The organism is Pleionea sediminis (assembly GCF_007570825.1).
In the GTDB taxonomy this organism is placed as follows: Bacteria; Pseudomonadota; Gammaproteobacteria; order Enterobacterales; family Kangiellaceae; genus Pleionea; species Pleionea sediminis.
In genome coordinates this window covers 278,127-302,506 of record NZ_SUNB01000002.1, presented here as the reverse complement: position 1 = coordinate 302,506, position 24,380 = coordinate 278,127, and the positions used below count along the sequence as shown (strand labels likewise).

General features: G+C 39.3%; 17 protein-coding genes. 12 read left to right on the top strand and 5 right to left on the bottom strand.

Annotation, left to right across the window (positions count from 1 at the left end; translation table 11 throughout):
* Positions 1 to 79: 79 nt before the first annotated feature.
* The 6 genes from FAX86_RS11225 (at position 80) to FAX86_RS11200 (ending at position 9,515) form a co-directional block, all read left to right on the top strand.
* Positions 80 to 1,270, top strand: coding sequence for a BaiN/RdsA family NAD(P)/FAD-dependent oxidoreductase (locus FAX86_RS11225; RefSeq protein WP_144393511.1), 1,191 nt, complete (start codon positions 80 to 82; stop codon positions 1,268 to 1,270).
* A gap of 37 nt (positions 1,271 to 1,307) precedes the next feature.
* Positions 1,308 to 2,555 carry a S1C family serine protease gene (locus FAX86_RS11220; protein ID WP_144393510.1) on the top strand — a complete coding sequence of 416 codons (1,248 nt, stop codon included), beginning with the start codon at positions 1,308 to 1,310 and terminating at the stop codon, positions 2,553 to 2,555.
* Positions 2,552 to 3,553 (top strand): FHA domain-containing protein, encoded by a 1,002-nt coding sequence (locus tag FAX86_RS11215; protein ID WP_144393509.1) that lies wholly within the window; start codon positions 2,552 to 2,554, stop codon positions 3,551 to 3,553. Before FAX86_RS11220 ends, FAX86_RS11215 begins: the two co-directional genes overlap by 4 nt.
* Before the next feature lie 188 nt (positions 3,554 to 3,741).
* A complete protein-coding gene (locus FAX86_RS11210) occupies positions 3,742 to 6,081 on the top strand; it encodes a serine/threonine protein kinase (RefSeq protein WP_144393508.1) in 2,340 nt (779 codons plus the stop codon).
* Between the two features lie 16 nt (positions 6,082 to 6,097).
* Positions 6,098 to 8,005, top strand: a complete 1,908-nt coding sequence (locus tag FAX86_RS11205; protein WP_144393507.1) for a hypothetical protein — start codon at positions 6,098 to 6,100, stop codon at positions 8,003 to 8,005.
* 214 nt (positions 8,006 to 8,219) lie between these two features.
* Complete coding sequence (locus FAX86_RS11200; protein WP_144393506.1) at positions 8,220 to 9,515, top strand: hypothetical protein; 1,296 nt, start codon at positions 8,220 to 8,222, stop codon at positions 9,513 to 9,515.
* A gap of 46 nt (positions 9,516 to 9,561) precedes the next feature.
* On the opposite strand, the gene queG is transcribed toward FAX86_RS11200, so the two are convergent.
* The gene (queG, locus tag FAX86_RS11195; RefSeq protein WP_246128580.1) at positions 9,562 to 10,740 is read right to left on the bottom strand and encodes a tRNA epoxyqueuosine(34) reductase QueG; all 1,179 of its coding nucleotides are present in this window, start codon (positions 10,738 to 10,740) and stop codon (positions 9,562 to 9,564) included.
* Between the two features lie 123 nt (positions 10,741 to 10,863).
* Here queG and FAX86_RS11190 point away from each other — a divergent pair, with 123 nt between their 5' ends.
* The 6 genes from FAX86_RS11190 to FAX86_RS11165 all read left to right on the top strand — a co-directional run bounded on the left by FAX86_RS11190 (position 10,864) and on the right by FAX86_RS11165 (position 18,063).
* The gene (locus tag FAX86_RS11190; RefSeq protein ID WP_144393505.1) at positions 10,864 to 11,385 is read left to right on the top strand and encodes a peroxiredoxin; all 522 of its coding nucleotides are present in this window, start codon (positions 10,864 to 10,866) and stop codon (positions 11,383 to 11,385) included.
* A 167-nt stretch (positions 11,386 to 11,552) separates the two neighbouring features.
* Entirely contained in the window at positions 11,553 to 11,753 is a 201-nt protein-coding gene (locus FAX86_RS11185; protein WP_144393504.1) for a DUF6316 family protein, read from the top strand.
* 161 nt (positions 11,754 to 11,914) lie between these two features.
* Positions 11,915 to 12,115 (top strand): DUF6316 family protein, encoded by a 201-nt coding sequence (locus FAX86_RS11180; protein WP_144393503.1) that lies wholly within the window; start codon positions 11,915 to 11,917, stop codon positions 12,113 to 12,115.
* A gap of 143 nt (positions 12,116 to 12,258) precedes the next feature.
* Entirely contained in the window at positions 12,259 to 12,447 is a 189-nt protein-coding gene (locus tag FAX86_RS11175; RefSeq protein WP_144393502.1) for a hypothetical protein, read from the top strand.
* A gap of 762 nt (positions 12,448 to 13,209) precedes the next feature.
* The gene (locus tag FAX86_RS11170) at positions 13,210 to 16,041 is read left to right on the top strand and encodes a TonB-dependent receptor plug domain-containing protein (protein ID WP_144393501.1); all 2,832 of its coding nucleotides are present in this window, start codon (positions 13,210 to 13,212) and stop codon (positions 16,039 to 16,041) included.
* 78 nt (positions 16,042 to 16,119) lie between these two features.
* Complete coding sequence (locus tag FAX86_RS11165) at positions 16,120 to 18,063, top strand: alpha/beta hydrolase family protein (RefSeq protein WP_164503552.1); 1,944 nt, start codon at positions 16,120 to 16,122, stop codon at positions 18,061 to 18,063.
* A gap of 113 nt (positions 18,064 to 18,176) precedes the next feature.
* On the opposite strand, the gene FAX86_RS11160 is transcribed toward FAX86_RS11165, so the two are convergent.
* The 4 genes from FAX86_RS11160 to FAX86_RS11145 form a co-directional block, all read right to left on the bottom strand.
* Complete coding sequence (locus tag FAX86_RS11160; protein WP_144393499.1) at positions 18,177 to 19,274, bottom strand: CARDB domain-containing protein; 1,098 nt, start codon at positions 19,272 to 19,274, stop codon at positions 18,177 to 18,179.
* Positions 19,275 to 19,291: 17 nt separating this feature from the next.
* Positions 19,292 to 20,161, bottom strand: coding sequence for a hypothetical protein (locus FAX86_RS11155; protein ID WP_144393498.1), 870 nt, complete (start codon positions 20,159 to 20,161; stop codon positions 19,292 to 19,294).
* A gap of 432 nt (positions 20,162 to 20,593) precedes the next feature.
* Complete coding sequence (locus FAX86_RS11150) at positions 20,594 to 21,916, bottom strand: C10 family peptidase (RefSeq protein WP_144393497.1); 1,323 nt, start codon at positions 21,914 to 21,916, stop codon at positions 20,594 to 20,596.
* Positions 21,917 to 23,174: 1,258 nt separating this feature from the next.
* Positions 23,175 to 23,375, bottom strand: a complete 201-nt coding sequence (locus FAX86_RS11145; protein WP_144393496.1) for a DUF6316 family protein — start codon at positions 23,373 to 23,375, stop codon at positions 23,175 to 23,177.
* Between the last annotated feature and the right edge of the window lie 1,005 nt (positions 23,376 to 24,380).

Sequence of the window (24,380 nt, the reverse complement as noted above, 5' to 3'; positions counted from 1 at the left end):
CTACTGTTTATCTCTTGAGCGCATTTTATTGTTCGGTTACTCTTCGAGTTCCTTGGAGTGTAATAGAGCTGTCTACACAATGAAACATTATGATTTGATCGTTATCGGCGCAGGTGCGGCGGGATTGATGTGCGCGATTTCTGCCGGAAAGCGAGGCAAATCGGTTTTAGTTGTCGAGCATGCACGCAAAGTGGGTCGCAAAATATTAATGTCAGGCGGTGGCCGATGTAACTTTACCAACATGTATACGGAACCGGAAAATTTTCTATCTCGGAACCCTCATTTCTGTAAATCGGCACTCAGCCAATATTCTCAATGGGATTTTATTGATCTGGTTAATCATCATCAAATTCCTTATCACGAGAAAACATTAGGTCAGCTTTTTTGCGATAACAGTTCAAAAGATGTTGTTCAGATATTAGTTAAAGAATGTTCCGACAATGGTGTTTCGATAGCAACGCAATGTCAGGTCAGCAGTGTGGAGCAAATTCCAACGGGATTTAAGCTTCTCATTAATGACCAGCGGTATGAAGCTGGTGCGGTCTCGGTTGCTACAGGGGGACTCAGTATCCCTTCAATGGGGCCTCATGGATTTGGCTATCAGCTAGCTGAGCAATTTGGTCTCGATGTAATACCAACCTCTGCGGCATTAGTTCCTTTTGTTATGGGCGAGCGGTGGATGAAAAAATCTCGAGAACTCGCTGGTAATAGTTTAGACGTGGTTGCTGAAGTTTCGAACACTTCTTTTAGAGAAGCCATGCTATTTACTCATAAGGGATTAAGCGGACCTGCGATCTTACAGATTTCATCCTACTGGCAACCGGGAAGTGCCGTACATATCAATTTAATACCTGATGTCGATGCAACTTCCTGGCTTATAGAACAAAAGAGTAATGCGCCGAAAACTCAGTTAAAAACTGTTTTATCCTCTAAGTTTTCCAAGCGAATGGCGAGCTATTTTATAGATTCTTTTGATAATCGTATTGATAGTCAGAAATCTATGGCTGATTTTACTAATCAGGAGTTAGCAGCGGTGGGACAAAGTTTGAGTGAGTATACGGTCTATCCTGAAACTACAGAAGGATATAAAACAGCTGAAGTGACATTAGGTGGTTTGGATACGAATGCGCTATCATCGAAGACTATGATGGTTAAAGACATTCCGGGGCTAATATTTATCGGTGAAGTTGTCGATGTAACAGGACATCTCGGAGGTTTTAATTTTCAGTGGGCCTGGTCCTCAGGTTGGGCTGCTGGGCAACATCTCTAAACTAATGTATTAAGAGACTCTACGATAAAAGGTTAAAATGAAGCGATTTACATTTGGTTTTTGGCTATTACTGTTGTGGTGCAATATGGCACAAGCCGTTGATGATGCTCAACAGCTTTTTCAGAATTATAAACAACACCTTTATCAGTTAAGAACGATTGACATAGCTTCAGGAAGCAAGTCGTCTATTGGATCGGCTTTTGCGATTGATAGTGATGGTACGCTGGCTACTAATTATCACGTAGTCTCACAATTTATTCTTCATCCCGATAAATATCAATTAGAAGCATTGGCTTTTGATAAACAAAGTTTACCGGTAAAGGTGATAAATATAGATGTTATTAATGATTTGGCATTAGTGAAAATTGATGTTGAATCACCGCAGGAATTCTTTCTACTTGCGGAGTCTGAGCCGCCTAAAGGACAGCAAATATTTTCTTTGGGAAATCCTCGAGATTTGGGAATGACTGTTGTTCCAGGTACCTTTAATGGTCAAACCGAGCATACGTACTATGGCCGAATTTTATTTTCAGGGTCGATTAATCCCGGCATGAGTGGTGGCCCTGTTATTAGTCGAGAGGGCAAAGTAATAGGCGTCAATGTTGCAACGTCCGGCAATCAGATTAGTTTTTTAGTGCCATTAAGCAAGTTAAAGAAACTCGTTGGCTCTCAAGGCAATTCTGATGAAAGTTTATCAACACAAGCATACAGCCAATTGAAAGATAATCAGTCGACACTAATGTCGCAATTGCTGGATGGTAAATGGGAGCCATTAACCTTGGGTGAGGCTCAAGTATTTGGTGAGTTAACCGACTTTGTGAGTTGCTGGGGGGAATCGCAAAATAATCAAACGGAAACTTATACTGAGGTTTATCGTCGATGTAAAAACTCTGAGTATATTTATATCGCTCCAGATTTTTATACTGGAATTATTGAGCTTGAGTTCTTTTGGTATGAAACAGAAAAGCTAACAAATTGGCAATTCTATAAAATGTTGAATGATTCATTTGGTAGTGCGGGGGCTGGAAATATTGCGGGAGAAGATCACGTAACCGAGTATTCCTGCGCCCATAATTTTATTGAAAGCGCAAACTCAAATAAAATTAATAAAACAGTTTACTGCGTGCGTGATTATAAACAGTTTCCTGGGTTGCACGATGTTTTGTTTTTGGCGACGTCAATGAATCTCGATAAAAAAGCATTAGTTAGTCATTTCACACTATCGGGTGTAGAGCAATCTTATGCGCAACGATTTTTGAAACGATTTTTGGAGCAGATTCAATGAACCTTGTAATTGAAGAAATCAATCGCTCAAAAAAAGTTTTACAACGCTATCGCTTTAAAGATAAAAATTGCATTCGAATTGGGCGAGCTTTAGATAATGATATTATTTTAAATGAGCCTCACGTTTCGCCTTATCATGCCGAACTCAAATTAAACGATGTCGGCCAGTGGGTAATTCAGGATTTGAACAGTATTAATGGAATTCGGAATCATTCTCGAAAAGCGGTCGAAAATGGTTCCATTATCGAATCGGGCGATACGTACCTTTTGGGTCGAAGTTACATCAGCATTTGGCGTGAAGATCACCCGGTAGAAGAAGCCTGGCCTTTGCACTCGGTTGAAGATCTATTCCATCGAATCAGTGCGCCTTGGGTATTAGCACTATTGGTGATCGGGTTTGTGTATGGTGAGTGGCTGCTAGCTAATTTAAGTAATTATCGTGAGTTATCGCCCTCTCGTTTGACAAATCAAATTATTTATCAGTTGTTAGTCGCTGTAGGTTGGGCCACCGCCTGGTCGTTGAGCGGTCGAGTAATAAGGCATGAAAGTCGATTCTATAGTCATTTAGCTGTTACTTTTATTGCGGCTATCTTGATGCAGTGGGCGCCATTTATCTTAAAAATATTATCTTTTAACGGAGGATATGGCTTGTGGAATCGCGAAATTCTCTACTTTATTAATGGCGCGTTATTTTCTTTACTTTTATGGTGTAACTTCTACCTGTCAATGCCTCAGCGTCCAGTTATTCGCATTATCTGGTCGAATGCGCTTGCTTGGGGTGTCGTCTTGATTTATTTGTTGCCGCCAATATTTGATGCTCGTTCATTCCGAGCATTTCCAATGTATGACAGCAGCATTCTTCCTCCGTCAGTCTTTTGGGCAGATACAATGAGCCCTGAACAATTCCTACAACAAACAGAACAGCTGTATGGGAAAGATGAAAATATGCCAGATGAGGCAGAAAATAGTACAACGTCAAAAGACTCTGATACTCTTTGATTAATCTCTTTACTGAGATATTGTGATGGTAAATTTGCGATATTCCCCGCTTATGCTCACAGGGAGAGATAAACCGTTTGTAATTCAATTAGTTGCTATAAGTTTGGTGCAGGATCTATTATTATTGGTGGACTTGTCGAACGCACGAAAATAAGTACAACTATTAATCATCTCTTGGGGTATCGTGAGTGACTTCAATAAGCATTCCTGGTTATAAAATTATTAGGACACTCGGTGTGGGTGGCCAGGCGACTGTTTATCTTGCCATACAAAAAGGATTCGATCGCGAAATCGCCCTGAAAGTCATGTCTCCAGCGCTTGCTGCAGATCCTAGTTTTGGTGAGCGATTCATCCGTGAAGCTAAAATTGTTGCCAAACTTCGACATCCTGGAATCGTTACCGTTTTTGACGTAGGCGAGCACGATGGCTTTTATTATCTGGCCATGGAGTTTTTACCTGAGACTGATTTACGTACTCGTATCACAAAGGGAATGAAAGCGAAAGATGCTTTATGGGTGATTCAAAAAGTGGCTAAAGCACTCCATTATGCGCATTCTAAAGGATACATTCATCGCGATGTAAAATCAGAGAATATTCTATTTCGAGAAGATGGCGAACCGGTTCTGACTGATTTTGGAATCGCCAAAGCGTCCAATTCTTCAACCCAGATGACTCAACAAGGTAAATTAATTGGAACACCACAGTACATGAGTCCTGAGCAATGTCGAGGTCGCAAGCTCGATAGTCGATCCGACATTTATAGTTTGGGAATCATCCTTTACGAAATGTTGACCCAAAATGTTCCATTCGATGGTGAGGACTCTGTTGCCGTCTGTTTGCAGCATGTGACTAAGCCGGTTCCTCGATTGTCAGCGCGTCAAAAGCATTATCAGTGGTTGCTCGATCGGATGTTAGCAAAAAAAGTGACTGATCGATTTGACGATGCTGAAAAGTTGTCGCAAGAAGTCGAACAGTTTTTGGCAGGAGATATTACATTATCTCATCAGACATCGCCGTCTGTTGACGAAATTCGAGCGAGTCGTGATGATGAACACGCAGCCATATTTGATGATGAAGATGATATGGTGGCTGATAATCGGATGGTTAATCGGTCGTCCGATAAAAAAGCGGTTTGGCCCTGGATTGTCATTCCGTTATTGGGTGCGGTTGGAACTTTTGGTTACTTTAAACAAGAGCTATGGTTACCAAAAGCTCAACAATTATTAGGCATTGATAGTCGTTCTCAGTCTATTCCCAACAATGATTCAAACGATCCAAGTGGAAAAGGTAATAGTCAACAAGCTGATACTCGAACGACATCTTCCTCGAACGCTGAAGAGGAAGCGAGGCAGAAACAAATAGCTCAGCTTTTGGTAGAGGCCGATACGCTTGAGCCTTTACCTGATCTTGATCCCGCTCAGGTTAGGCAGTTGCTACAAAACTATGTGCGAGTACTTGTGCTAGATGAGGGCAACACGAAAGCGATTGCCGGCAAGGCCAGCACGCTGCAAAAAGCAGCCAACTATGCAGAGAGTAGTTTGAAAGATGGCAATGGTGATCGATTTCGACAGTATTATTCGATTATTGAGTCGATTGAACCAGAACACAGCTTGTTGCCAATGTTAGATAAAAAGTTTTCTGCCTTTCAACAGAACCAACAAGAACAAGAGAAAGTTGCAGAAAATCAGGAACAAATAGAATCTTTATTGGCTCAGGCAAATCAGGCGTTGACGACGAATCGACTAACCTCGCCCAAAGGAGAGAGTGCCTTAGATTATTATTCGAAAGTATTAAGCATTGATCCGAATAATGAATCTGCGATTGAAGGCATCGCTTCGATCAAAAATCGGTATGTGAAATTAGCTCAGCAATCCATGTTGAGTAAAAATATTGAGTCCGCATCAAGTTCGATCCAAAAACTAAGAGAACTAGATGCCAATGATGATCGTCTCGCAGAGTTGGAGCAACAGTACGAATCGGTAAAATCAAAAGTATTGGAAGAGCGTAAAGCGGCTGCTGCTGCTGCTGAAAAACAGCGTCAGGAGGAAAAGCGTAAGCAGCTCCTGGCAGATCCTCTAACACAGTTAAAAATTAACAGTAAATTGAACGCCGCTTCTGTCGCTTATTCTGAAGACCGATTGGTTGAACCCAAAAATGATAGCGCGTTAGCAAAGTATCAAGAGGTGCTTGATATCGATTATGCTAATAAGCGAGCGCAAGAGGGCATAAAGTTGGTTGAATCTAAACTTGTGGATTTAACCAAAAAATCAATCCAAGAAGGTAATAAAGTAGCCGCCAATAATTGGCTGTCACAATTAACCAGTTATTTTAAAAATAACTCCAATATTCCTGTGTTGAAGCAACAAATAAATGAATTAGATGTGACTTTAGAACCGGCCAAGCCAGAGGAGCTACCGGAAAATAATAATCTTGAAAATGCCGATGTGCCGACCAGTCCACCTGATGACAGTGGTGCAATCGAAACATCAGACAACAGCCAACAAGAAGATGATGGCACCAACCAGTAATGACCAGAGGTTACGCATGAAACGAAATTATTTAACACTCTTGAGCGTTTTAACTCTGAGCCTAGTATTAGCAGGCTGCGGCCCTAAGAAGCCAGCTATTACAGCACAGCAAATTGAACAAGCCCGTAATGATGGTACTTTGATAAACTTGTACGAGAAAGTACAAGCCGATCTTGCCAAGTCGAGCGGTTCTTCGAAAGAGTCATTGCAGAAAATTGCAAATGACATTGCAGAACAGCTAGCACAAGATAAGCAGCGCAAGATTTATCAAGATATTGAGAATAACCGCTTACCTTCGAATGTTGTTTCTATGTCTTTGCTCGAACAGTTAAGACAAGATGCAGAGCCTATGAAGTCTTGGGATGATGCTCGATACCAACAAACGCGCCAAAAGCTAATGGCTGAATCAACATTATCACAAGATGCTCTAGCCAAGCAGATGATAAAAGTCGCTAAAATACCTGTGTCTGATCAAGTAAAGCGAATTAATGCGATGAGTGTCGCGGCCAATATTGCTGGTGAGGGTAGCCAAGCTTACCAAGACTATACTGAGCAAAAGGAAAAAGTAATTGTTGATTGGATGGTTCGCGCTGACAATGCTATTGCGGCACGTAAATACACGCACGCTGCGAGTTTTCTGCGAAAAGTATTGGGACTCGATCCGGATAATGCAGAGGCGAAAGATAAGCTAGCAATATCTGAGCAAGAAGGATTCGAAAATTCTTTTAGAAAAGCCCTCGAGGATAGCAAGCCTGAGCTGGCTATGAGTGAATTAGAGCGGATTTCCAAATCGCCACTCTTTGAAAAAGTAAAGCCAACGCTTACCAACAGTATTTCTCTTTTAAATGATTTTTTTGTTAATCGCGCGTTGCAAAATGCGTCTCAAGGCGCATTAAAAGGGGCGTACCACAATTTCTCGAAAGCGCGCCGCATTCGTGAAATTATGGGAAATGAACCACAACATAAGGCAGAGCAGGATTATCTAACTAAGTTGATTAATTTTGCCAATGTTAAAGGGCGTAATAAAGAATACGGCCAGCAGTTAGCCTACCTAGAAGTGGCTAATAAGTTTAATCCACGACACCCGAAGCTTCAGTCAATTTTAGAGCAATCGCGAAAAGAGATTGTTGCTTATGCTGCAACTTCAATGTTTGTTGAGGACTTTGAGCAAACCGGTACGCATCACAGTGCAGGAAAATCTGTTGCCAAACAAGTGTACAGTTGGGTATTTAAGCAAATGCCCGGTGAAGTGATTTTAATGTCCGCCGAGCAAATTGCACAGGCTGATCGGGAATCTCCCGGACGACTGCTGACCTTGGAAGGTGATGTATTGCAAACCGGAGTCGACTCTGAAAGCAGTCAATCGAAAAAGAAAATGCGAGTTGTGACGGAAACAATACGCACCCCAAATCCAGAGTATAAGGAATGGAAAGAAGATAAGTCGGATAAGCCTGCACCTGCGAAATTTCTGATAGAAGAGAAAAAAGAAGATGTGACTATTAATGTCTTGCATCAACGAAAAACTGGGATTTTGAGCGTTAACTATCGATTAATTGATCAAAAAACCGGCCAAATATTAATTAACGAAACAGCAAGAGAAAAACTGGTTCTTGATGGTGAAGGGAATGAAGGAATCAGTATTGGTGAGTTTGATATGCCGTTCAAACGCCCTGAATTACCCTCCGACATTGAGATGATGGAAAAGATGTCTACTGCTGTAGCGCAAAAAATAGGTGACAAACTAAAATCTTTATTAAAAGAGCCTGATGTGCGCTATGAAAAGCTCGGGGATACTGCCGCGAGCAAGAATAATCACAGTATTGCGGCTAAAAATTACGCTTATGCAGCGGCAATTCGAGGTATTCAAAATCAATTGACTCCAGAATTACGAGAAAAGCTTATCTCTTCGATTATGGAGCATTAATCAATAAAAGAAGCTCGCTTTTAGAATTTAATACGAGAAGCGGGCTTTCTATATTGCACTGAATTCACCTGTCTTCTATAGTGAATTAAGCTCAAGCGTTAAAACGCCCTCTAAATTCTTTATCGGCTTTAAATATGTCTCGATCGATACATCGAGTGAGTCACACTATTTGTCTGTGAGTCATGATATGGTCTCGCTCGAGGAGATGGATTAGATGAAGTGTGTTCTTGATACAACAGTAAACTTAAAGCAATTGGTTACACCGGGAAGTGAAAAGCTCATGCTTCCAGTGAATGGCGAACCTTTGGTACGTCATCACTTTCGAGCTATGAGTGAAGCGGGTGTAACGTCTGTTTTTATTTTAATTGAGATTGAGTCTCCTGCGAGAAGTGCAATTGCGAGTGAAGCGATGAAGTTTGGCTTCAGTCCGACTTTCCTTGAAATTGAATCAGACGTTATCGCCAATCGAAAAGGAATTATGGCGGCAGAGCCTTACATGAAAGACCCTTTTATCTATTGGCCTGTTAACCGAATTATTTCCGACTCACTTGCGAGAGACATCGTCAAGCATCCCGTCAATAGTCATCAAATTGCAGCTTTGTTGTATACCGGAAAGTCCCATCCACAGATTAGTAAAAACTCAATCTTTAAGGTCGAGTTTAAAGCTGATGAAAAAACCGCGAAGCGTACAGGAAAAGAAACGACCCAAGGACACGATATTGGTGTTTATAAATGTGGTGCGATTATATTTAAATTGATAGAGAAGGTTTCTAAAGATAGACCTTTAAGTTGGAATCGAATACATGCTGCTTTAAGTCGTGCTGGGCGAAGTTTGGTTATGACCACCACCAGTGATCATTGGTCACTTATTGAGTCCAAACATGATGTTGATACGATGGAAAGACTTCAGGCGGGTCAAACTGTTGGGCGTATTGAAATTAATGAAATTGATAAAAAATTACTGGGTGGTTTATACAAGGCATTATTGCCACCAATGTTGAAATTGAATATTTTACACAAACAAGGCGCTGCGCTCTGGGTTTTGATTATGATCTTAGCGGCGAGTACTTTGCTTCTTGGAAAATGGTTGTTTGCTGTAATGGCAGGTATTATTTCAGCCAGCGTGGTAATAACTTACCCGTTAATAGAGTATATGAGCGATGAGGAGCCAGTGACGCAAAAACTAAGAGAAGTCACTTTGCCCATTTTAAGAATTGCAATTATTGTTATTTTAAGTTTGTCGTGTTTTCAAACTTACGGTCTGGATCTCTGGGCCTTGATGAGTATTTTACTCATTGGCGCAGAGATATTCTTTATTATTAAGCCGATTGAAATTCCAGATGAGAAAGTGCAGCTTATGGTGAGTAGTTACGCGATTCACGGCATATGGTTATTTGTTTCGACTCTATTTGTGTATCCTACCTTAATGCTAATGACTTTTGGCTTATTGTCCATCAGTATATCAATTACTAAAGGACAGATATTTTATCGTGAAATGGAACGGGAGTAGAGGCTGATTATTTGATGTTGACGTTGAGTATTTCATCGACATTAATCTAGTCTAAGTGTCCTAACAGTTTTTGGGTCGTTCTTAAAAGCTTCGCGTGTTGTTTGGCACTAATAACATCAATGTTTTGCGAGTTTTCTTTTTGTTTCTGTATTTGTTGATCAATGGCCCATTGAATATGTTCTTTGACCATTAAAGACGAAGTTTCCTCGAGGCGTGACCTCAGGGTTTGTATTATTTGTGGGCTGAAAGGAGCATTTCCTAGAGCAATGGAAATATTTCGAATCCAGCGCTCGTAACCAATTCGGCGAATTGGCGACCCTTCCATTTTGGATAAAAATTCCTTTTCCGACCAACGATACAAGTCGAGTAATTCGATGTGATCTAAGTTATGTCTGGCTGAGAAATCTTTGACATTAGTCGTTTTTGCGTAACGATTCCAAGGACAAACCAGTTGACAGTCGTCACAACCATAAATTCGATTTCCCATGAGAGGTCTTAATTTTTCGGGAATTGAACCAAAGTGTTCAATGGTGAGGTAGGAAATGCATTTACGAGCGTCAACGACATAGGGTTCAATAATAGCCTGGGTTGGGCAAAAGTTGATGCAAGAAGTACAGGAGCCACACTGATTGGCTGGTTTTTCGTCTGGCTCGAGAGGTAAGTTTGTCAAAATTTCACCAATAAAAAAGAACGAGCCTTCATGTTCATTGATTAGCATCGAGTTTTTGCCAATCCAACCCAGGCCTGCGTTTTCAGCATAAGCACGCTCAAGAATTGGGGCGCTATCTACAAAGACGCGAAAATTAATTTTTTCTGAGACGTCTTTTAAATGGGATGCCAGTTTTGCGAGTTTTTTTCGCATTAGCTTATGATAATCACGACCGAGAGCGTATCGAGAAATATTGGCTTTGTGACCATCAGCCAATGAACTTAAAAATCTCGCAGGTTGAGGAACATAATTTAGCCTGACGCTGATAACGGACAATGTATCATCAACGAGTTGAGTCGGATCACTTCTTATCGATTCTCGACTTGCCATGTAGGTCATGTCGCCGTGATAATTTTGTCTTATCCAGTTTCGATATCGGTCAATATGCTCAGTGATCTGCGTCGATGCGATACCACATTGTTGAAATCCTATTTCAATAGCTGCTTTTTTTAGGTTCGTTTTCAGCTGTGAGTGATCGGCATGAGGCATAAGAAAGTAGAGACGGTAGTGGGCCAAAATCTCATTATATCGATTGTATGCTGTATATTCTACGTGAGATCATTTGCTCTGAAGAATAGGCGTTAACGTATAATTCCTCAAATAAACTAAAAATTAAGATTGTAAAATAAGGTGATTCATATGATGCGAGCTTTTTCTTTATTAGCGTTTACGGTTCTATTGACTAGTACTGTAGAGGCGAAGAACTGGACCGGAGCTTTGTTTCCGGATTACTCTGTTAAAAATCAACTAGGCGAGTTAGTGACCAATGAGAAGTATAAAGGGAAATGGGTCGCCTACTATTTCTATCCCAAAGATGACACTCCTGGTTGCAGTATCGAGGCTGAGAATTTTGCTAAAAACTATGATAAATTAAAATCAATGGGTATAGAAGTTGTGGGTATAAGCCTGGATGATGTCGAATCACATGCTTCCTTCGCTAAAACCTACAATGTTAAATTTGATTTATTAGCAGACGTCGATAAGTCTCTGTCTAAGCAGCTGGACATGGTTAATATTTTGCCTTGGCCACACACTCGCCGGGAAACTTTTATTGTGGATGACAAGGGTAATATTGTTAAACATTACGAAGATGTGAACCCCCGTGAACATGTCTCACAAATAATGTCTGATTTTAAATCCCTAAAAGAGACATTAAAGTAATGATTAAATGATTTGGTGAATTATGTCACATGCAGATCTTTTAAAATCTCGTTGTGGAAATAAAATGTAAGCATGAGACATTTCTTACATGAGTTATCTAAAACATCTCTTACTCAAGTCAGGTTCCTTAACTACAATTGAGTTATCGTGTTTAGGGAGATATCTACATGAGAGCGACTGATTTTATTAAAAAATCGATAGACCGTTCATCGAGGTTTATCCAGCAGAACAGCCAATGGTTTTTTAAAACTCGAGAAGGTGAGATCTATGGACCTTATGAGTCAAAAGAAGAGATCTCCGACGCAGTCGATTTTTATATAGCGCTCATGGATCTCCACGAATGTGGTAGGAGAGAGCAAGTCGCATAAGTTTTTTGAAAAGCAGCCTTGACGCTGCTTTTTTATTGATCTTACCAACGTCATTGTTATTCAAGACTTTAAGATGATTGAATTAAAAAGGCTGATGTGAAAGACAATACTTTAGTTTGAAATTTTCTAGCCGCTTCAAATCAATTGATGGAGCAATCGATATGCGAGCAACGGACTATGCGAAAATCACTCACAAAAAATCTTCTAGATTTATCAAGAAAAATAAACATTGGTATTTTAAAACTCGCGAGGGTGAGGTTAAAGGTCCTTATGAAACAGAAGAAGATGCCTTCGATGATGTTGAGTTTTACATTGCACTAATGGCATTGCATGAATGCGGGAGAAAAGGTCGGAGTTTGTAATTTTATGTGCCATTCTCTAAACGATTGTTAGTGCGATATTAAAGATACTGTTTAAGAACTAAAAGAGCCGAATCAATTTCCGCGCAGGTTAGTTCTATGATGACTTTGGTTCCATTTTATTCATCGCTAAACCTGGTTTTATCTTGAACGATAATTGTTTCAACGGAGTCAATGGTGACGGTGTTGTTAAGCGAGACGATTCTATGATCACATCGAACTTGAACTTGTCTTATAAAATGACGGAAGACTTAGACGTTATTATGCAGATCGTTAACTTGACTGATGAAAAGGTCCTGTTGATAAAACATTATCAGATAGTGCTGCGCAGTTAAATGGCTGGCCATGGATTAATCCCTCGGTTTATCCTTTGACTGGATGCGAAGTATTCTTAGAAGTACGTTACACTTTATAAGAGTTTTTCTGATTTAAAAAGCCGCTCTTTTGAGCGGCTTTTTATTGGAAATTTCAAATAAAAGTGTTTCAAATAACCCCTATTTCCCACTAAATAAAGAATTTGTTAGAAAATACTTTTACCTTATTATTTCTAGAAAAAGGAGTCACTATTAAGAGAGAGGTTAAACATTGCTTCCGTCATCTGATGGCATCAATTTATTGGAATTGTTTAATCATGTTGTGAGTTAAAAACACGTATAGTTGTCAGTATTTAAAACGATATGGTTATATATTGAACAGCAATCTTGTAATGAATCTGAATATGTGAATATTCACACTAAAATTTTGGTATCATTTGGTACCAACTACAGGGTAACTTTCTGGATTCGATTATTAAATAGTTGTTAAAAGTTGAATGATTCAAGTGTAATATTTACACAAAAATGAATTTTATACGCCTTGTTTTGTTACAAGTGTTGAATATATATTGAACTTCTATGCTTCCTGATATTCCTGTCTCGAATTTTCAGGTAAAACGAATTAGCAGTAAAACGAAAAAGTTCCATTAATATGTTCTCAAATTGATATTAAGGGTAGTTAATGATGGACTGTTGCATTAATTTGAGGTAAAAATAATCTCCACCTGAGAATAAGAATAATAGCCAGGTTTTTCAGTATAGAGTAATAACCGAGGATAAAAGATGTACAAAAATAGAACAATTGCTTCGGCAGTAAAATATGCGCTACTCGCATCCTCTGCATCAGGGTTAATGGCATTTAATGCTTTTGCCGCAGAGTCAGATTCAAATGAAGAAGCCGAAGAAGATAACCGCGTCGTCGTTACTGGCTCGCGGCTCAAGAAAAATCAAGCAGAAACTGCTCAACCTGTAACCATTATTGAAGTCGAAGAACTTGAGCAACGTGGATTCACCAACGTTTTCGATGCTCTTAAAGGTTTGACTCAATCAACAGGTGCTATTGTTGGTGAACAAAACGCAAACTCAGCGGGTGGTACTGCTGGTCAAGCTGTCAACATTCGCGGATTTGGCCCAGGTAGAACTTTGGCATTAATTAATGGCCGCCGTGTTACTGATAATCCAACGTCTTCATACACTGGTGGTTCTTACTTCAACTGGGCAATCATTCCTATTGCTGCGGTTGAGAGAATTGAAGTGTTAACGGGTGGCGCGTCAGCGATTTACGGTTCAGATGCGGTAACGGGTGTTATTAACGTAATCCTTAAAAACGATCTTGATGAAATCATGGCTGGCGTTCGTTACGGTGAAACACCAGAAGGTGGCGGTGAGTCTGTAAGATTTCAGTTGATTGGTGGGGATGTAAGCAGTGATCATTCATTGACTTACGTTATCGAATACCAAGATCAAAACGCAATTCAAGGTAAAGATCGAAAACATCTTGATTCAGCTTTTGATAATCCTAACTTTCCCGATGCTCCTGTTTCTTACAACTTGAACTCTTGGTTGCTAGAATATTCGACGTTCACATTCGTCAACCCAACCGATGAGCAATGTGCGACACAGGATGCTTTTTCATCGCCTTATCCATTTAACCCAGGACTTGGTGACGTTTGTGTCGACGATAATGTTGGTGAGTTTACAATCCGTAATCCACGGAAGCGTAGTTCTGCGATCGTGAACTACACTTACAACCTTGATTTGGATACTCAATTCTTTGCTCGTGGATTGTACTGGGACTCAGAAACTAACAACCAGATTTTCCGAAAGTTTGTTCAAGGTATCGTTCAAGATCCAGTTTCTGGTGCTTTCTATAATTACCTAAGAAGCTTCGACCCTCAAACAGAAGTTGCTCCGAGCTCATTCACAGAGCAACAAACTTTTGTGTTGGCATCTGGCTTAAAAGGTGTCATGGGTGAATACGAATATGAAACAGGCATCAACTTCAGTCGTTCGACGCAAGACGATCGTACTCGTCAGTTTAGACAATCAGCTTTACAAGAAATTGCAGAGTTAACGGACTTTAATCCATGGAATCCTTTAGACATGAGTCAGTTGTCTGATGATTCTATTGGTTTCAGAACTTCTGATGCTGTTTCTAAATCTCTGGGAATCGATTTCTCTATTTCTGGCGAGTTGTTTGATTTGCCAGCTGGTCCTGTAGCGTTTGCTGCCATTGCAGAATATCAGCGTACTGAGTATGAAATTGTTGTTGATGCAATTGCTCGTGAAGGCCAAGACGTTAATGGTGGTTGGTCGAACGGTAGTGCCGATTTCGGTGCTGGTGACCGTGAGCGTTACGCACTAGGATTTGAGTTCTCGATTCCATTAATGGAAGGTTTAGAGCTTGGTTTAGCAACTCGTTACGATGATTACCACGATGGTTCATCAGTAGGTGGTCGACTTTCTAGTCAGGCGAATATTGCTTACCGACCACTAGACAGCCTATTGATTCGTGGTTCTTATGCAGAGTCGTTCCGTGCTCCTGATATGCACTATCTTTTCCGTGAGAGACAAGATGCGTTTTTATCTGGCGTTGTTGATGTTGCGGAATGTCGTTATGCCGACGAAACGGGTGCTGATGCTGGTGCATTCCCGAACTGTTTAGGATACGCTCAAACTGGTTCCGTTAGATACTTAGGTGAAGGTAACCCTGAGCTTGAAGAAGAAACCGGCGAAAACTACGGTCTAGGCTTGGTTTATGACATCACTGATGACTTGTCTTTCACTATTGATTACTTCAAAGTCACTTTAGATAATCAAGTTTCGGTTCAATCCAGTACTACATTGTTAGTTAATGAAGCGAATTGTCGATTAGGTACGAATCGCGCCGGAACTCAAACATTCGATCCTAATTCTGACGAGTGTCAAGAAGCTTTTCGTGTTGTTGAACGTGAAGATGCGGTTGACGCAAATGGCGATGGAATCATTACTCCAGATGAGTTAGGTGATATCACTCGTGTTCGTCCAAGTTACATCAACGTGAGCAGTTTGACTCAGTCTGGTGTCGACATGACGATTAATTACGATTTACAAACTGAATCTGCAGGTGACTTCACGTTCCAACTTGGAACAACCAATGTTAACACCTACGATTTCATGTTAGATGATACTGAGCGTGATATTAAGGATTCTATTCAAGAGCCAAAAGAGCGTATTAACTTCACTGCAAGTTGGTCTTACGATGATTTCTCTACAACTTTATTCGTAACCAAAATCGGTTCAGTCTTGAATGACCAGTGTTTCAATGGAATTAATGCAGATGGTGTTGAGTTCTATGATCCTGCTGCAACTGATTGTAATGAAGATGCTGCAGACGGAACAGGTGTTGTTAAGCGAGGCGACTCGATGATTACAGCAAACTTGAATCTGGCTTATCGATTGACTGAAGACTTAGATGTCATTATGCAGATTGTGAACGTGACTGATGATAAAGGTCCTCAGGACAAAACATTATCGACAAGCGCTGCGCAATCAAGCGGATGGCCATGGGTAAATCCGACCGTTTATCCATTGACTGGACGCGAAGTATTCTTAGAAGCTCGTTATACGTTCTAAGATTCTTTAAAGGTTGATAAAGCCGCTCTAATGAGCGGCTTTATTGTTTTAATAAATATAAAATGTAACGAGTTAATTATGAATGTAATTAAACAATTAAGACTTGCATTAACGACACTGTTGGTATTTTCCTTTTTGGGTAATGCAAGTGCCGCATCTATTGATGATTTCGTCAGACCACCTAGCTTTTCTCAAGTGAAAATTTCACCCGATGGCAAACATCTGGCTTCTACATTTGAGCATGGTACGCAAACAAAAATCGCCATCATGTCACTGAAAGATCAGTCGGTTAAATCTGTCTTGAGTTTTGGCGAAGATAACCATGTTGTAGATTATGGATGGCTCACGAATAAACGATTAATGTTAAGAAAAGGTCGAAAAATAGGTTCGTTTGGTAGTGTCGTTGGAACTGCAGATATAATTGCCATAAATATTGATGGTTCTAAAAATAGAGTTATATTTGGACCCTCTAACGGTGATATGGGCTATGGAACAATCGCATCTAGGTTGCCGGAAGATGATGAACATATTTTGATTAGTTCAAACTTTGACAAAAAACAGTATACCAACCTTTATAAAGTGGATATGTTTACTGGCAAGAAAAGAAAAGTCCAGCAATCAGAGTTTAGATATGCATCGAATTTATGGGACGATGATTTTGTCTATCGCTTTGCAACTAACACTGATGAAAATGGAATTGAACATGTTTATTTTCGTGAAAGTGAAAAGGATAAATGGAGAAAGATAGATTCATTTGCAACGTATAAAGATGAGAAGGGTGGATTGGATCCTCTAGATTTTACTGAGGATGGAAGTAAGGTCTTTATGCTTGAAAATAAAGAAGCCCCAACAGAGGGTGTCTATTTGTACGATATCGCAACGAAAAAGAAAGAGCTACTATTTCGTCATGACTTAGTCGATGCCAGTCCTTTTTGGATACGGTCTTTAGAGAAGAAGGATACAAATATTCTTGCAGGTGCTGTCTATATGGATGGCAAACCTAAAAGAGTTTACTTTGATAAATCTAATCCAAGCTCTCAAATGTTAATGTCCTTGGAGTCTGCATTTAAGGATCATTATGTCAACATCACAAGCGCGACTGCTGATGCCTCAAAATTGGTACTTTACGTTGCAAGTGATGTCGATCCCGGTACTTATTATCTATACGATACAAAAACGAAAAAGGCACAATTTTTGGTTCGTCCCCGTGAATGGATTAATCCTGATGAAATGTCTCCGATGCAACCCATCTCTTTCAAAGCCCGAGATGGCTTAGAGCTACACGGATATTTGACCATTCCTAAAAGCTCGAATGGTAAGAATTTACCATTGATTGTTCACCCTCATGGAGGCCCGCATGGTCCTCGTGATCGTTGGGGCTTTAATCCAGAAGTTCAGTTTTATGCATCACTGGGTTACGCCGTTTTACAAGTGAACTTTCGCGGTTCCGGTGGTTACGGAAGAGAGTTTGAAGCGATAGGCTTTGGTAAGTGGGGTCAGGAAATGCAAGACGATTTAACTGACGGTACACTTTGGGCGATAGAGCAAGGCTACGCAGACAAAGATAGAATTTGTATTGCTGGAGCATCTTATGGCGGATACGCTTCACTCATGGGTGTAGTAAGAGAGCCAGACTTGTATAAGTGTGCATTCGGTTACGTTGGTGTTTATGATCTTCCTGATATGTTTGAGCGAGGTAATGTTGCCGAACGACTTGATTGGGGAACCGGATACCTTAAGACGGCTCTCGGCGATGATGAAAAGAAGTTGAAAGCGGTATCACCACGATATCAAGTTGATAAAATAAAGGCGGATGTATTTTTGGCGACAGGTGGTCGTGATTTACAAGCGCACTATCAACAAACTTTCGATTTACAAGATGCATTCGAAGAAGTAGGCAAAGAAGTTGAAGTCTTGTTTTACAAAAATGAAGGACATGGATTTCGAGATCCTGAACACACTAAAGTTTTATATACAAAGCTCAAAGCATTTTTTGAAAAAAATATAGGAAAGGGCAAGTAGCATTCTATTAGTGCACAGGCCATAAACTTGTGCATAACAGAATAAAGCTAATTTTCTGAATTTAAAAGGCCATCATAGTGATGGCCTTTTTTGTAGTTCTTATTTATCAAACTTTAGTTGACGTATATACGAATATAAGTCGCGTTGTTTGTCCCTGTCGACTCTGAAATAGCGTTGTTATAATCAATAATCGCACCAATAGCATAGTATTGACCTGAGTTTAAATCGGAAGGAATCGTCAATGTTCTTTGAAAGGTGTAAGGAACATTTCTATTCAAAGATAACGATCCTGTTCCGATGCGTCGATCAGCTGTAGAGATAATCGTATTTGTCGAGATGTAATAGCCCATCGCTGGGGATTGACTATTCTTACCATTATTTTCAGCCGTTAACTCTAAGCGAACCGTTTGGCCTTTATTGACTCGATAGACCCATTCGCCGCTATTTCCAAATCGTGACAAATTTCCACCTGAAGAATTGTAAAGTCGAGTAAGTTGATGTGTACTGTATTCTCCGCTGGTGCCGAGGTATTTGTGGTGAGTCAGAGAAACATCTTCCATATAGTTTGGGTTCGTACCGTATAAAATCACTGAGCCGTTTGCAGCATCTTCCCCAAGATAAGCGCGTGTTGAATTGCCATTGGCGTGGATGTGATCCCAGTCTTGCCCCATGATATTGTAGTAGCGGTTTTCATGTAATAAGCCCATGGCATGGCCAAATTCATGGGTTGCTGTAGCACGAAAAGGACGAAATGAGCCGCCGTATGTCCAACTGGAAGATTTATTATTTGAACTTGTATAGCTTACATTGTTGTTAAAAACAACATCAACTTCATCAATTCCGTAGTGCCAGCCGAATAACCAGTAACAATGTGACCAGGTAAATGCGACCGCTGGTGCACCATCAAGAGCGTCTGAGTCATTGGTAAACCAGGTTTCATTTTGTCCATTGTCAAATTTGACAGAAGTGTCACCGGTTTGCAGAGAGAAGTTAAACGGACTTGGATTATCGTTCACTCGGGAAATTACAGTTTGCAAAGCACTTAAGTATGAGGAGCCAGATGGAAAGCTAACATTGCTGGCTCTCATGGTCACATTGTTACTTCCCCACTTTACTTTCTTTCCGTCGCAGGTTCTCCATGCCGCGGCATCTGTTGTGTTCAGTAATATACTACTCGCGAATAAAACAGCTGTTGTGAAAATCGTTTTCATAGTGAATTCCTCCTTGATTACTTAGAACGATCTGGGTTATTGATAACGGGATCTCCGCCTGTTTTGCGGATCATTTCTTCTTCCCATAAGTCAAAGTGTGATTTTTTTATTGAAGAATTTTTCATTTGGTTCTTTGTGATTTTTTTCGTAGCAGTTTCTTGCGCTACCGTTGGTCTAAAGAGAGAAGTGGAAAAGTTTTTCTTCTTTGATGCTGATCTAAATGAGCCTGGTTTTAATGTGCCATTCGATTTCTTTAAGGATAGTCGCTGTTTTAAATCAGCGACAAAGCTTTCTGTGTCAATCATTACATCAGACTTGCTTAAAACAATTTTTGATTCGCCTTCAATTCCGCTTTGAGCTCGCCCGGAACCTGCTTTACGATTCGTTGCTTTTAATTGAGCTGCCAATGAAAGTTGACTCAATTTATACTCATCTTTGTCAGTCAGCAGTAAAGGCTGACCATCCTCATTGGTCACTAATCCATTTACGTCACGAAAACGTCCATTACTGCAGTTAACAAGCGGACAAATTGAAGTGTTATTTTTTCTGACAAACAAAACATCACTTTCACCTTTCTCAAATGTGGGAACATCAGACACATGAAGATAGCGCTTAACTTTTCCTATTTGTTGCTTCCCACCAATAAACCGTAACGTAATCTCGTTAGTTTTCGATTGCCCTGCCAGCAGGCGGTCGACTTTGTAGGTCACAAACGTGTGTGGTAAGCCTTCTGTTGAGTCTTTATAAGTGACATCGACAATAGTTCCTTTAAAAATTAAATCTGATTTTGTCATCAGATGGTCGAGGTCTATATTAGCTTTTGCGAGTGTTATTTGACTGGCCAGTGCAAGTGTTAAAGAAGCTCCTAGAGCTTTAAATGATTTCATAACTCAGTTCCTTTAAGTTGATTTAAGTCATACCGATTCGGTTTTTACGTTATCGGTGATTACAATTTAAGGAAAGTAAACTGAGATATAACAGGGTGATTATTGACCTGTTGTTGTGAGATATTCTCCTTTAAAAAACTAGGTTATTGAGTTGTTGATTCGTAAGTCTATGAGAATTAGATAAATTAATGTCGCGTTAATTCATTGTAATCGCTCTAAAAATTGGTGAGTTAGATTATTGGCAATAACGATAAGTAGGTAAAGTTTTTGTAAGATAAGGAGTCTGTTTAAAGTACTAGGAAAATTTTCTCTATGAGATGAATTTTAATATGAATAGTCAATATAAAAAAACAGTGCTACTTATGTAGCACTGTCAAGCGCTTGATGAGCCAATGTGTTGGAATATGAACACTTTGGCTTTCTCAAATTAAATTATTCTGAAAGAACTTCTTCTTGTGTCGTTACTGTTACCGAAAAGCTAGATGTTTCGTAGCCGTTGATTGACACATAGTATTCACCTTCACCTTCAAGATTACACGTTTCGTTACTATGAGCTCTGTATGGACGACAGTTATAACTGCTACTCGTTGGTTGAGAGCCTTTGCGAACATAAAGATCGGCATCGTTATCGCCTGTCATTACGACTTGAATAGTTTCTAAAGTAGAGTAAGGGCCAAAGTGCAACCACTCTCTTGACTCGACAATGCCTGCTTCTTCCGTGACGACTTCTGCAATGACGACTTCGGTTTCATCTGTTGGATCACTGTTATCCGTATTATCGGTATCCGTAAAATCAACAACTGTACAAGTTCCATAAGTTTCACTATTTAAATAGTCGATGATTTCATTGGTATTGGTATCGACACACTCCAAACCAGCAGCGCATCGCGAGCCATAACTATCATTACATGTGCTGCCTTCTGGTTGCACATAAGGTGTGAAGTTTACAAGCGCGAAAAGATCTTCTGTAAAGCTGTAAACGTCACGGCCAAAATCAAGTTCTAAATTATTTAAGTCATAATATCCATTTCTAGAGCCGCCCCAACCCCAATTTACATGTACCTTACCTTCTTCATTAATGCCATCAATAATATAGGCGTGACCAGCACCGGCATTAGAATCAAATCCAACGAGTACGACTGGACGACCATTGCGAATTTCGTTGGTAATCAACTCATACCATCCTTCGTTCCCAAAGTCGCTACGGTACGCAGTTTCAATGTTAGGTAAGTTAAAGTGACGGCGGAAGTCACTAATGATTGAAGGATTTGCAAGTTTAGCGGCAGAACCATCTTTTCCATAGGTTACACTGACAGACGCTCCAATGTGATAAAGCAATGTTGAAATTGCTTCTACATTTTCGTCTGAGCTTGCATAATTTAAATTGGAAGTCATTGCACTCCAGTTGTAACGTTCAAGGAAGAAGTCGACTTCCACTAAATCAGAACAACCGTAAACAGATCCACCTGAGTTACAGTAAGTATTATTACCAATGCCTTTCTTTGGGTAATCAAAATGTTTAAGTACTTGACCAAAAGCAACGGCAATACAGCCAACGTGAGCGCGTTTGTTTTCGAATAAAGGAGTCTTGTTATTGTATGTGAAGTTTGGGTTGTAACCACCGCTCTGATTCCAGGTGGTGGATATAAGAGGTTCAACAACTGTGTCTGCAAAAGCAGATAATGAAAAACAAGATGCTGTTAGAGCAACCAAAGCTTTTTTTAATGCGCCATTTTTCATGGTTGGGTATGACATATTACGATTCTCCAATTTATTCTATAAGCTCTCACTCAATTGAGAGCAAACTGCGTAATTTCTTCGTAGTCAGATTATTTAACTACCTTGCTGTTGGGCGCACACTTTACAGCGACTTGAGTTTTTATCTAGTAAATAAGTACCATCAAGTATGTTAATAATCACGTTGATTCATAACGTTTATTTGAAATTAGCAAGTTTGGTTTTTCTGAATGTTTTAAATATTTAAAGTTGTTTTTTTGCAACCCACTCTTTTAAGTTTTAAGGTTGTATATGAGTCGTTTGAACGTTATTAAGTGAAGAGTTATTGCTTTCTGGATTGTGTGAAAAAATCCTCAGAAAGGAATTTATAGAATACCTATTTGACTGACTATTTAACTAGCTTTTTTGTACTCTATACTACTTGTATAATGCAAAAGTCTTTTATTGACTGCATTGTGAATTTAGACTTGCTTAGCGCCTATTTATTGAATTAAACCGCGCTTTTCTGGAATCTATTATTTATCTCGAAAAACACTAGTATTGAGATAGTTCGTTGATTTGTTAATTATTACATTAGGTTATTCATATATTGCTTTTTAGGAACACTGATAGTTTGTGATGTAAATAAGTTTGGATGAAATCAAAAATTTGAACTCTAATTTCAAAAATAGGAACCCAAAATCAATAGAAAAATCAATTCGCGTTTAAGTTACTATAAAAATTTCCATTCTTTTATATTGCTAAGTAGGCTTAAAATTCGTGAGTTTAGACTCCTTTCTTATAGGATGGTATCCCTTTTTCATTCTCTCAACCGTTGTTCTGGTTGTTGTAACAACGGAATACAGCATTAGAAAACCGATAATCATCGGGGGAGTGAAAAATAAAATTATTGTCCAAATCACGTTTAGCTCCTTGAATTATTTCATAGCAAAACTTGTATATTGTTAGATAGTAAATCGAATAAGTTCTCTTACTGGCTAAATATATATCTTATGGAGATTTCGTGCTGTGCAAATCGTGTGAATGGGTGTGACTTGTTAAGAATTGTATTAAATACAATAAGTTAGGATGTGTTAGAAAGAGAAAATGAATACTGTAATTACTTGTTTAAACTCAGAATGCTTCGCAAATTATTAGCTCAGATACAAGAAAGTAGTGTAAGAAAGGTGACTTCTTTTAATCTTTTGTAGGTAAGGCTGCATAAAGAATCAGCTAAATAAATTGAAGTGCGAAGTATTAAATTGGTATGATGTATATACAAGTTGGTTGGGAATATTCACTGCGATTTCGCAAAGGAAGACCTCAGTGAGTGTGTGACCAGTTCAATATATTTACGCTCTGCTTCAAACACTTCTCTAACAGAAGGGTAGGGACCCAGGTAATCTCCTTCACGAGTTTTAAAGTACCAAAAAGAGCCTTCCATCACATATCGTGAACTGCGAATATATTTTTTATTTTCTAAATCCGTTGATCTCATAACTAACATCCATAACTCAAGCTATGTCGCCATGTTAACGAGATATTGAGGTATTAGTTACCGAGTTTTGCTCAGTTTCATGTGAGAGATCGCCCACCCAGGTGACAAAATGGGAATAAATCTCAAATTTTTACTCACTCATAAGTTTGATGATTTGTTACCACTGGATTGGCATTAAGAATGCGAGTTTTTGCCATAACTCCATAGAGCAACACAAGGCCAATAAAAAATGTTGGTGCGAAAAACAATACTATTTTCCAAATCATAATTAACCTGCCTTTGGCGATCTCAAAATTAATCGCATAGTTATTTTATGTGAACACAGCCTTACGCCAATGATTAAAACGATAAAGAGGCGCGAAAGCTTAACTATTATTTTGTGTATTGGACTTGGTTGTCAGGGTGTTGCGAGAAATGTTTGAATTATTATGATTTAGATATTAGTCCATTTTAAAGTGATGTATTGAGATATTAAGATTAAATTTCAGATGTTTTTACAATTAATTGAACGAGTTCTCTTTTTTAACAGAAGACGATTAATTAGAGATGAACTAACAGCTTTGTAAATTTTCAAAGTGCTATTAGTAGGAACGAGAATATCTGCAAGTGAAGATAAACGTTGTGTTAAAGTTGTAATGTCATTCATTCTTTTAAAAACTGAAAGAATAGTGTCACTTAGTCTAATTATGATTGCTTCGACATCACGAGTTGATGTCTGTTAAATCCTTAATTGGAGTCCTCTCTAACATTTTAGAGTGTTGTAAACTTGCTGTTTTCTCGGGTTTTTGGGCAAGCAATTTGGATGTGCGATATTGAGTGAAAAGATGAGTGAATAGAGTTTATAAGGTCTGGTTTTTTACCTCTTAAATCACACCCTAAATAAAACCGAGCTTTAGCCCCGCATTTGCGGGGCTTCTTTGTTATTTAATTTGTGGAATATTCGTAGCTAAAATACTTTTATTTTTGACATAAGAACTTAATAATTGGACGACATGATAAGCATGA

Excerpts from the sequence above, each read along its gene's own strand:
- FAX86_RS11225 (WP_144393511.1), top strand. The coding sequence starts at position 80 with ATGAAACATTATGATTTGATCGTTATCGGCGCAGGTGCGGCGGGATTG.
- FAX86_RS11220 (WP_144393510.1), top strand. The coding sequence starts at position 1,308 with ATGAAGCGATTTACATTTGGTTTTTGGCTATTACTGTTGTGGTGCAAT.
- FAX86_RS11215 (WP_144393509.1), top strand. The coding sequence starts at position 2,552 with ATGAACCTTGTAATTGAAGAAATCAATCGCTCAAAAAAAGTTTTACAA.
- FAX86_RS11205 (WP_144393507.1), top strand. The coding sequence starts at position 6,098 with ATGAAACGAAATTATTTAACACTCTTGAGCGTTTTAACTCTGAGCCTA.
- FAX86_RS11200 (WP_144393506.1), top strand. The coding sequence starts at position 8,220 with ATGAAGTGTGTTCTTGATACAACAGTAAACTTAAAGCAATTGGTTACA.
- FAX86_RS11190 (WP_144393505.1), top strand. The coding sequence starts at position 10,864 with ATGATGCGAGCTTTTTCTTTATTAGCGTTTACGGTTCTATTGACTAGT.
- FAX86_RS11185 (WP_144393504.1), top strand. The coding sequence starts at position 11,553 with ATGAGAGCGACTGATTTTATTAAAAAATCGATAGACCGTTCATCGAGG.
- FAX86_RS11180 (WP_144393503.1), top strand. The coding sequence starts at position 11,915 with ATGCGAGCAACGGACTATGCGAAAATCACTCACAAAAAATCTTCTAGA.
- FAX86_RS11170 (WP_144393501.1), top strand. The coding sequence starts at position 13,210 with ATGTACAAAAATAGAACAATTGCTTCGGCAGTAAAATATGCGCTACTC.
- FAX86_RS11165 (WP_164503552.1), top strand. The coding sequence starts at position 16,120 with ATGAATGTAATTAAACAATTAAGACTTGCATTAACGACACTGTTGGTA.
- FAX86_RS11160 (WP_144393499.1), bottom strand. The coding sequence starts at position 19,274 with ATGAAAACGATTTTCACAACAGCTGTTTTATTCGCGAGTAGTATATTA.
- FAX86_RS11155 (WP_144393498.1), bottom strand. The coding sequence starts at position 20,161 with ATGAAATCATTTAAAGCTCTAGGAGCTTCTTTAACACTTGCACTGGCC.
- FAX86_RS11150 (WP_144393497.1), bottom strand. The coding sequence starts at position 21,916 with ATGTCATACCCAACCATGAAAAATGGCGCATTAAAAAAAGCTTTGGTT.
- FAX86_RS11145 (WP_144393496.1), bottom strand. The coding sequence starts at position 23,375 with ATGAGATCAACGGATTTAGAAAATAAAAAATATATTCGCAGTTCACGA.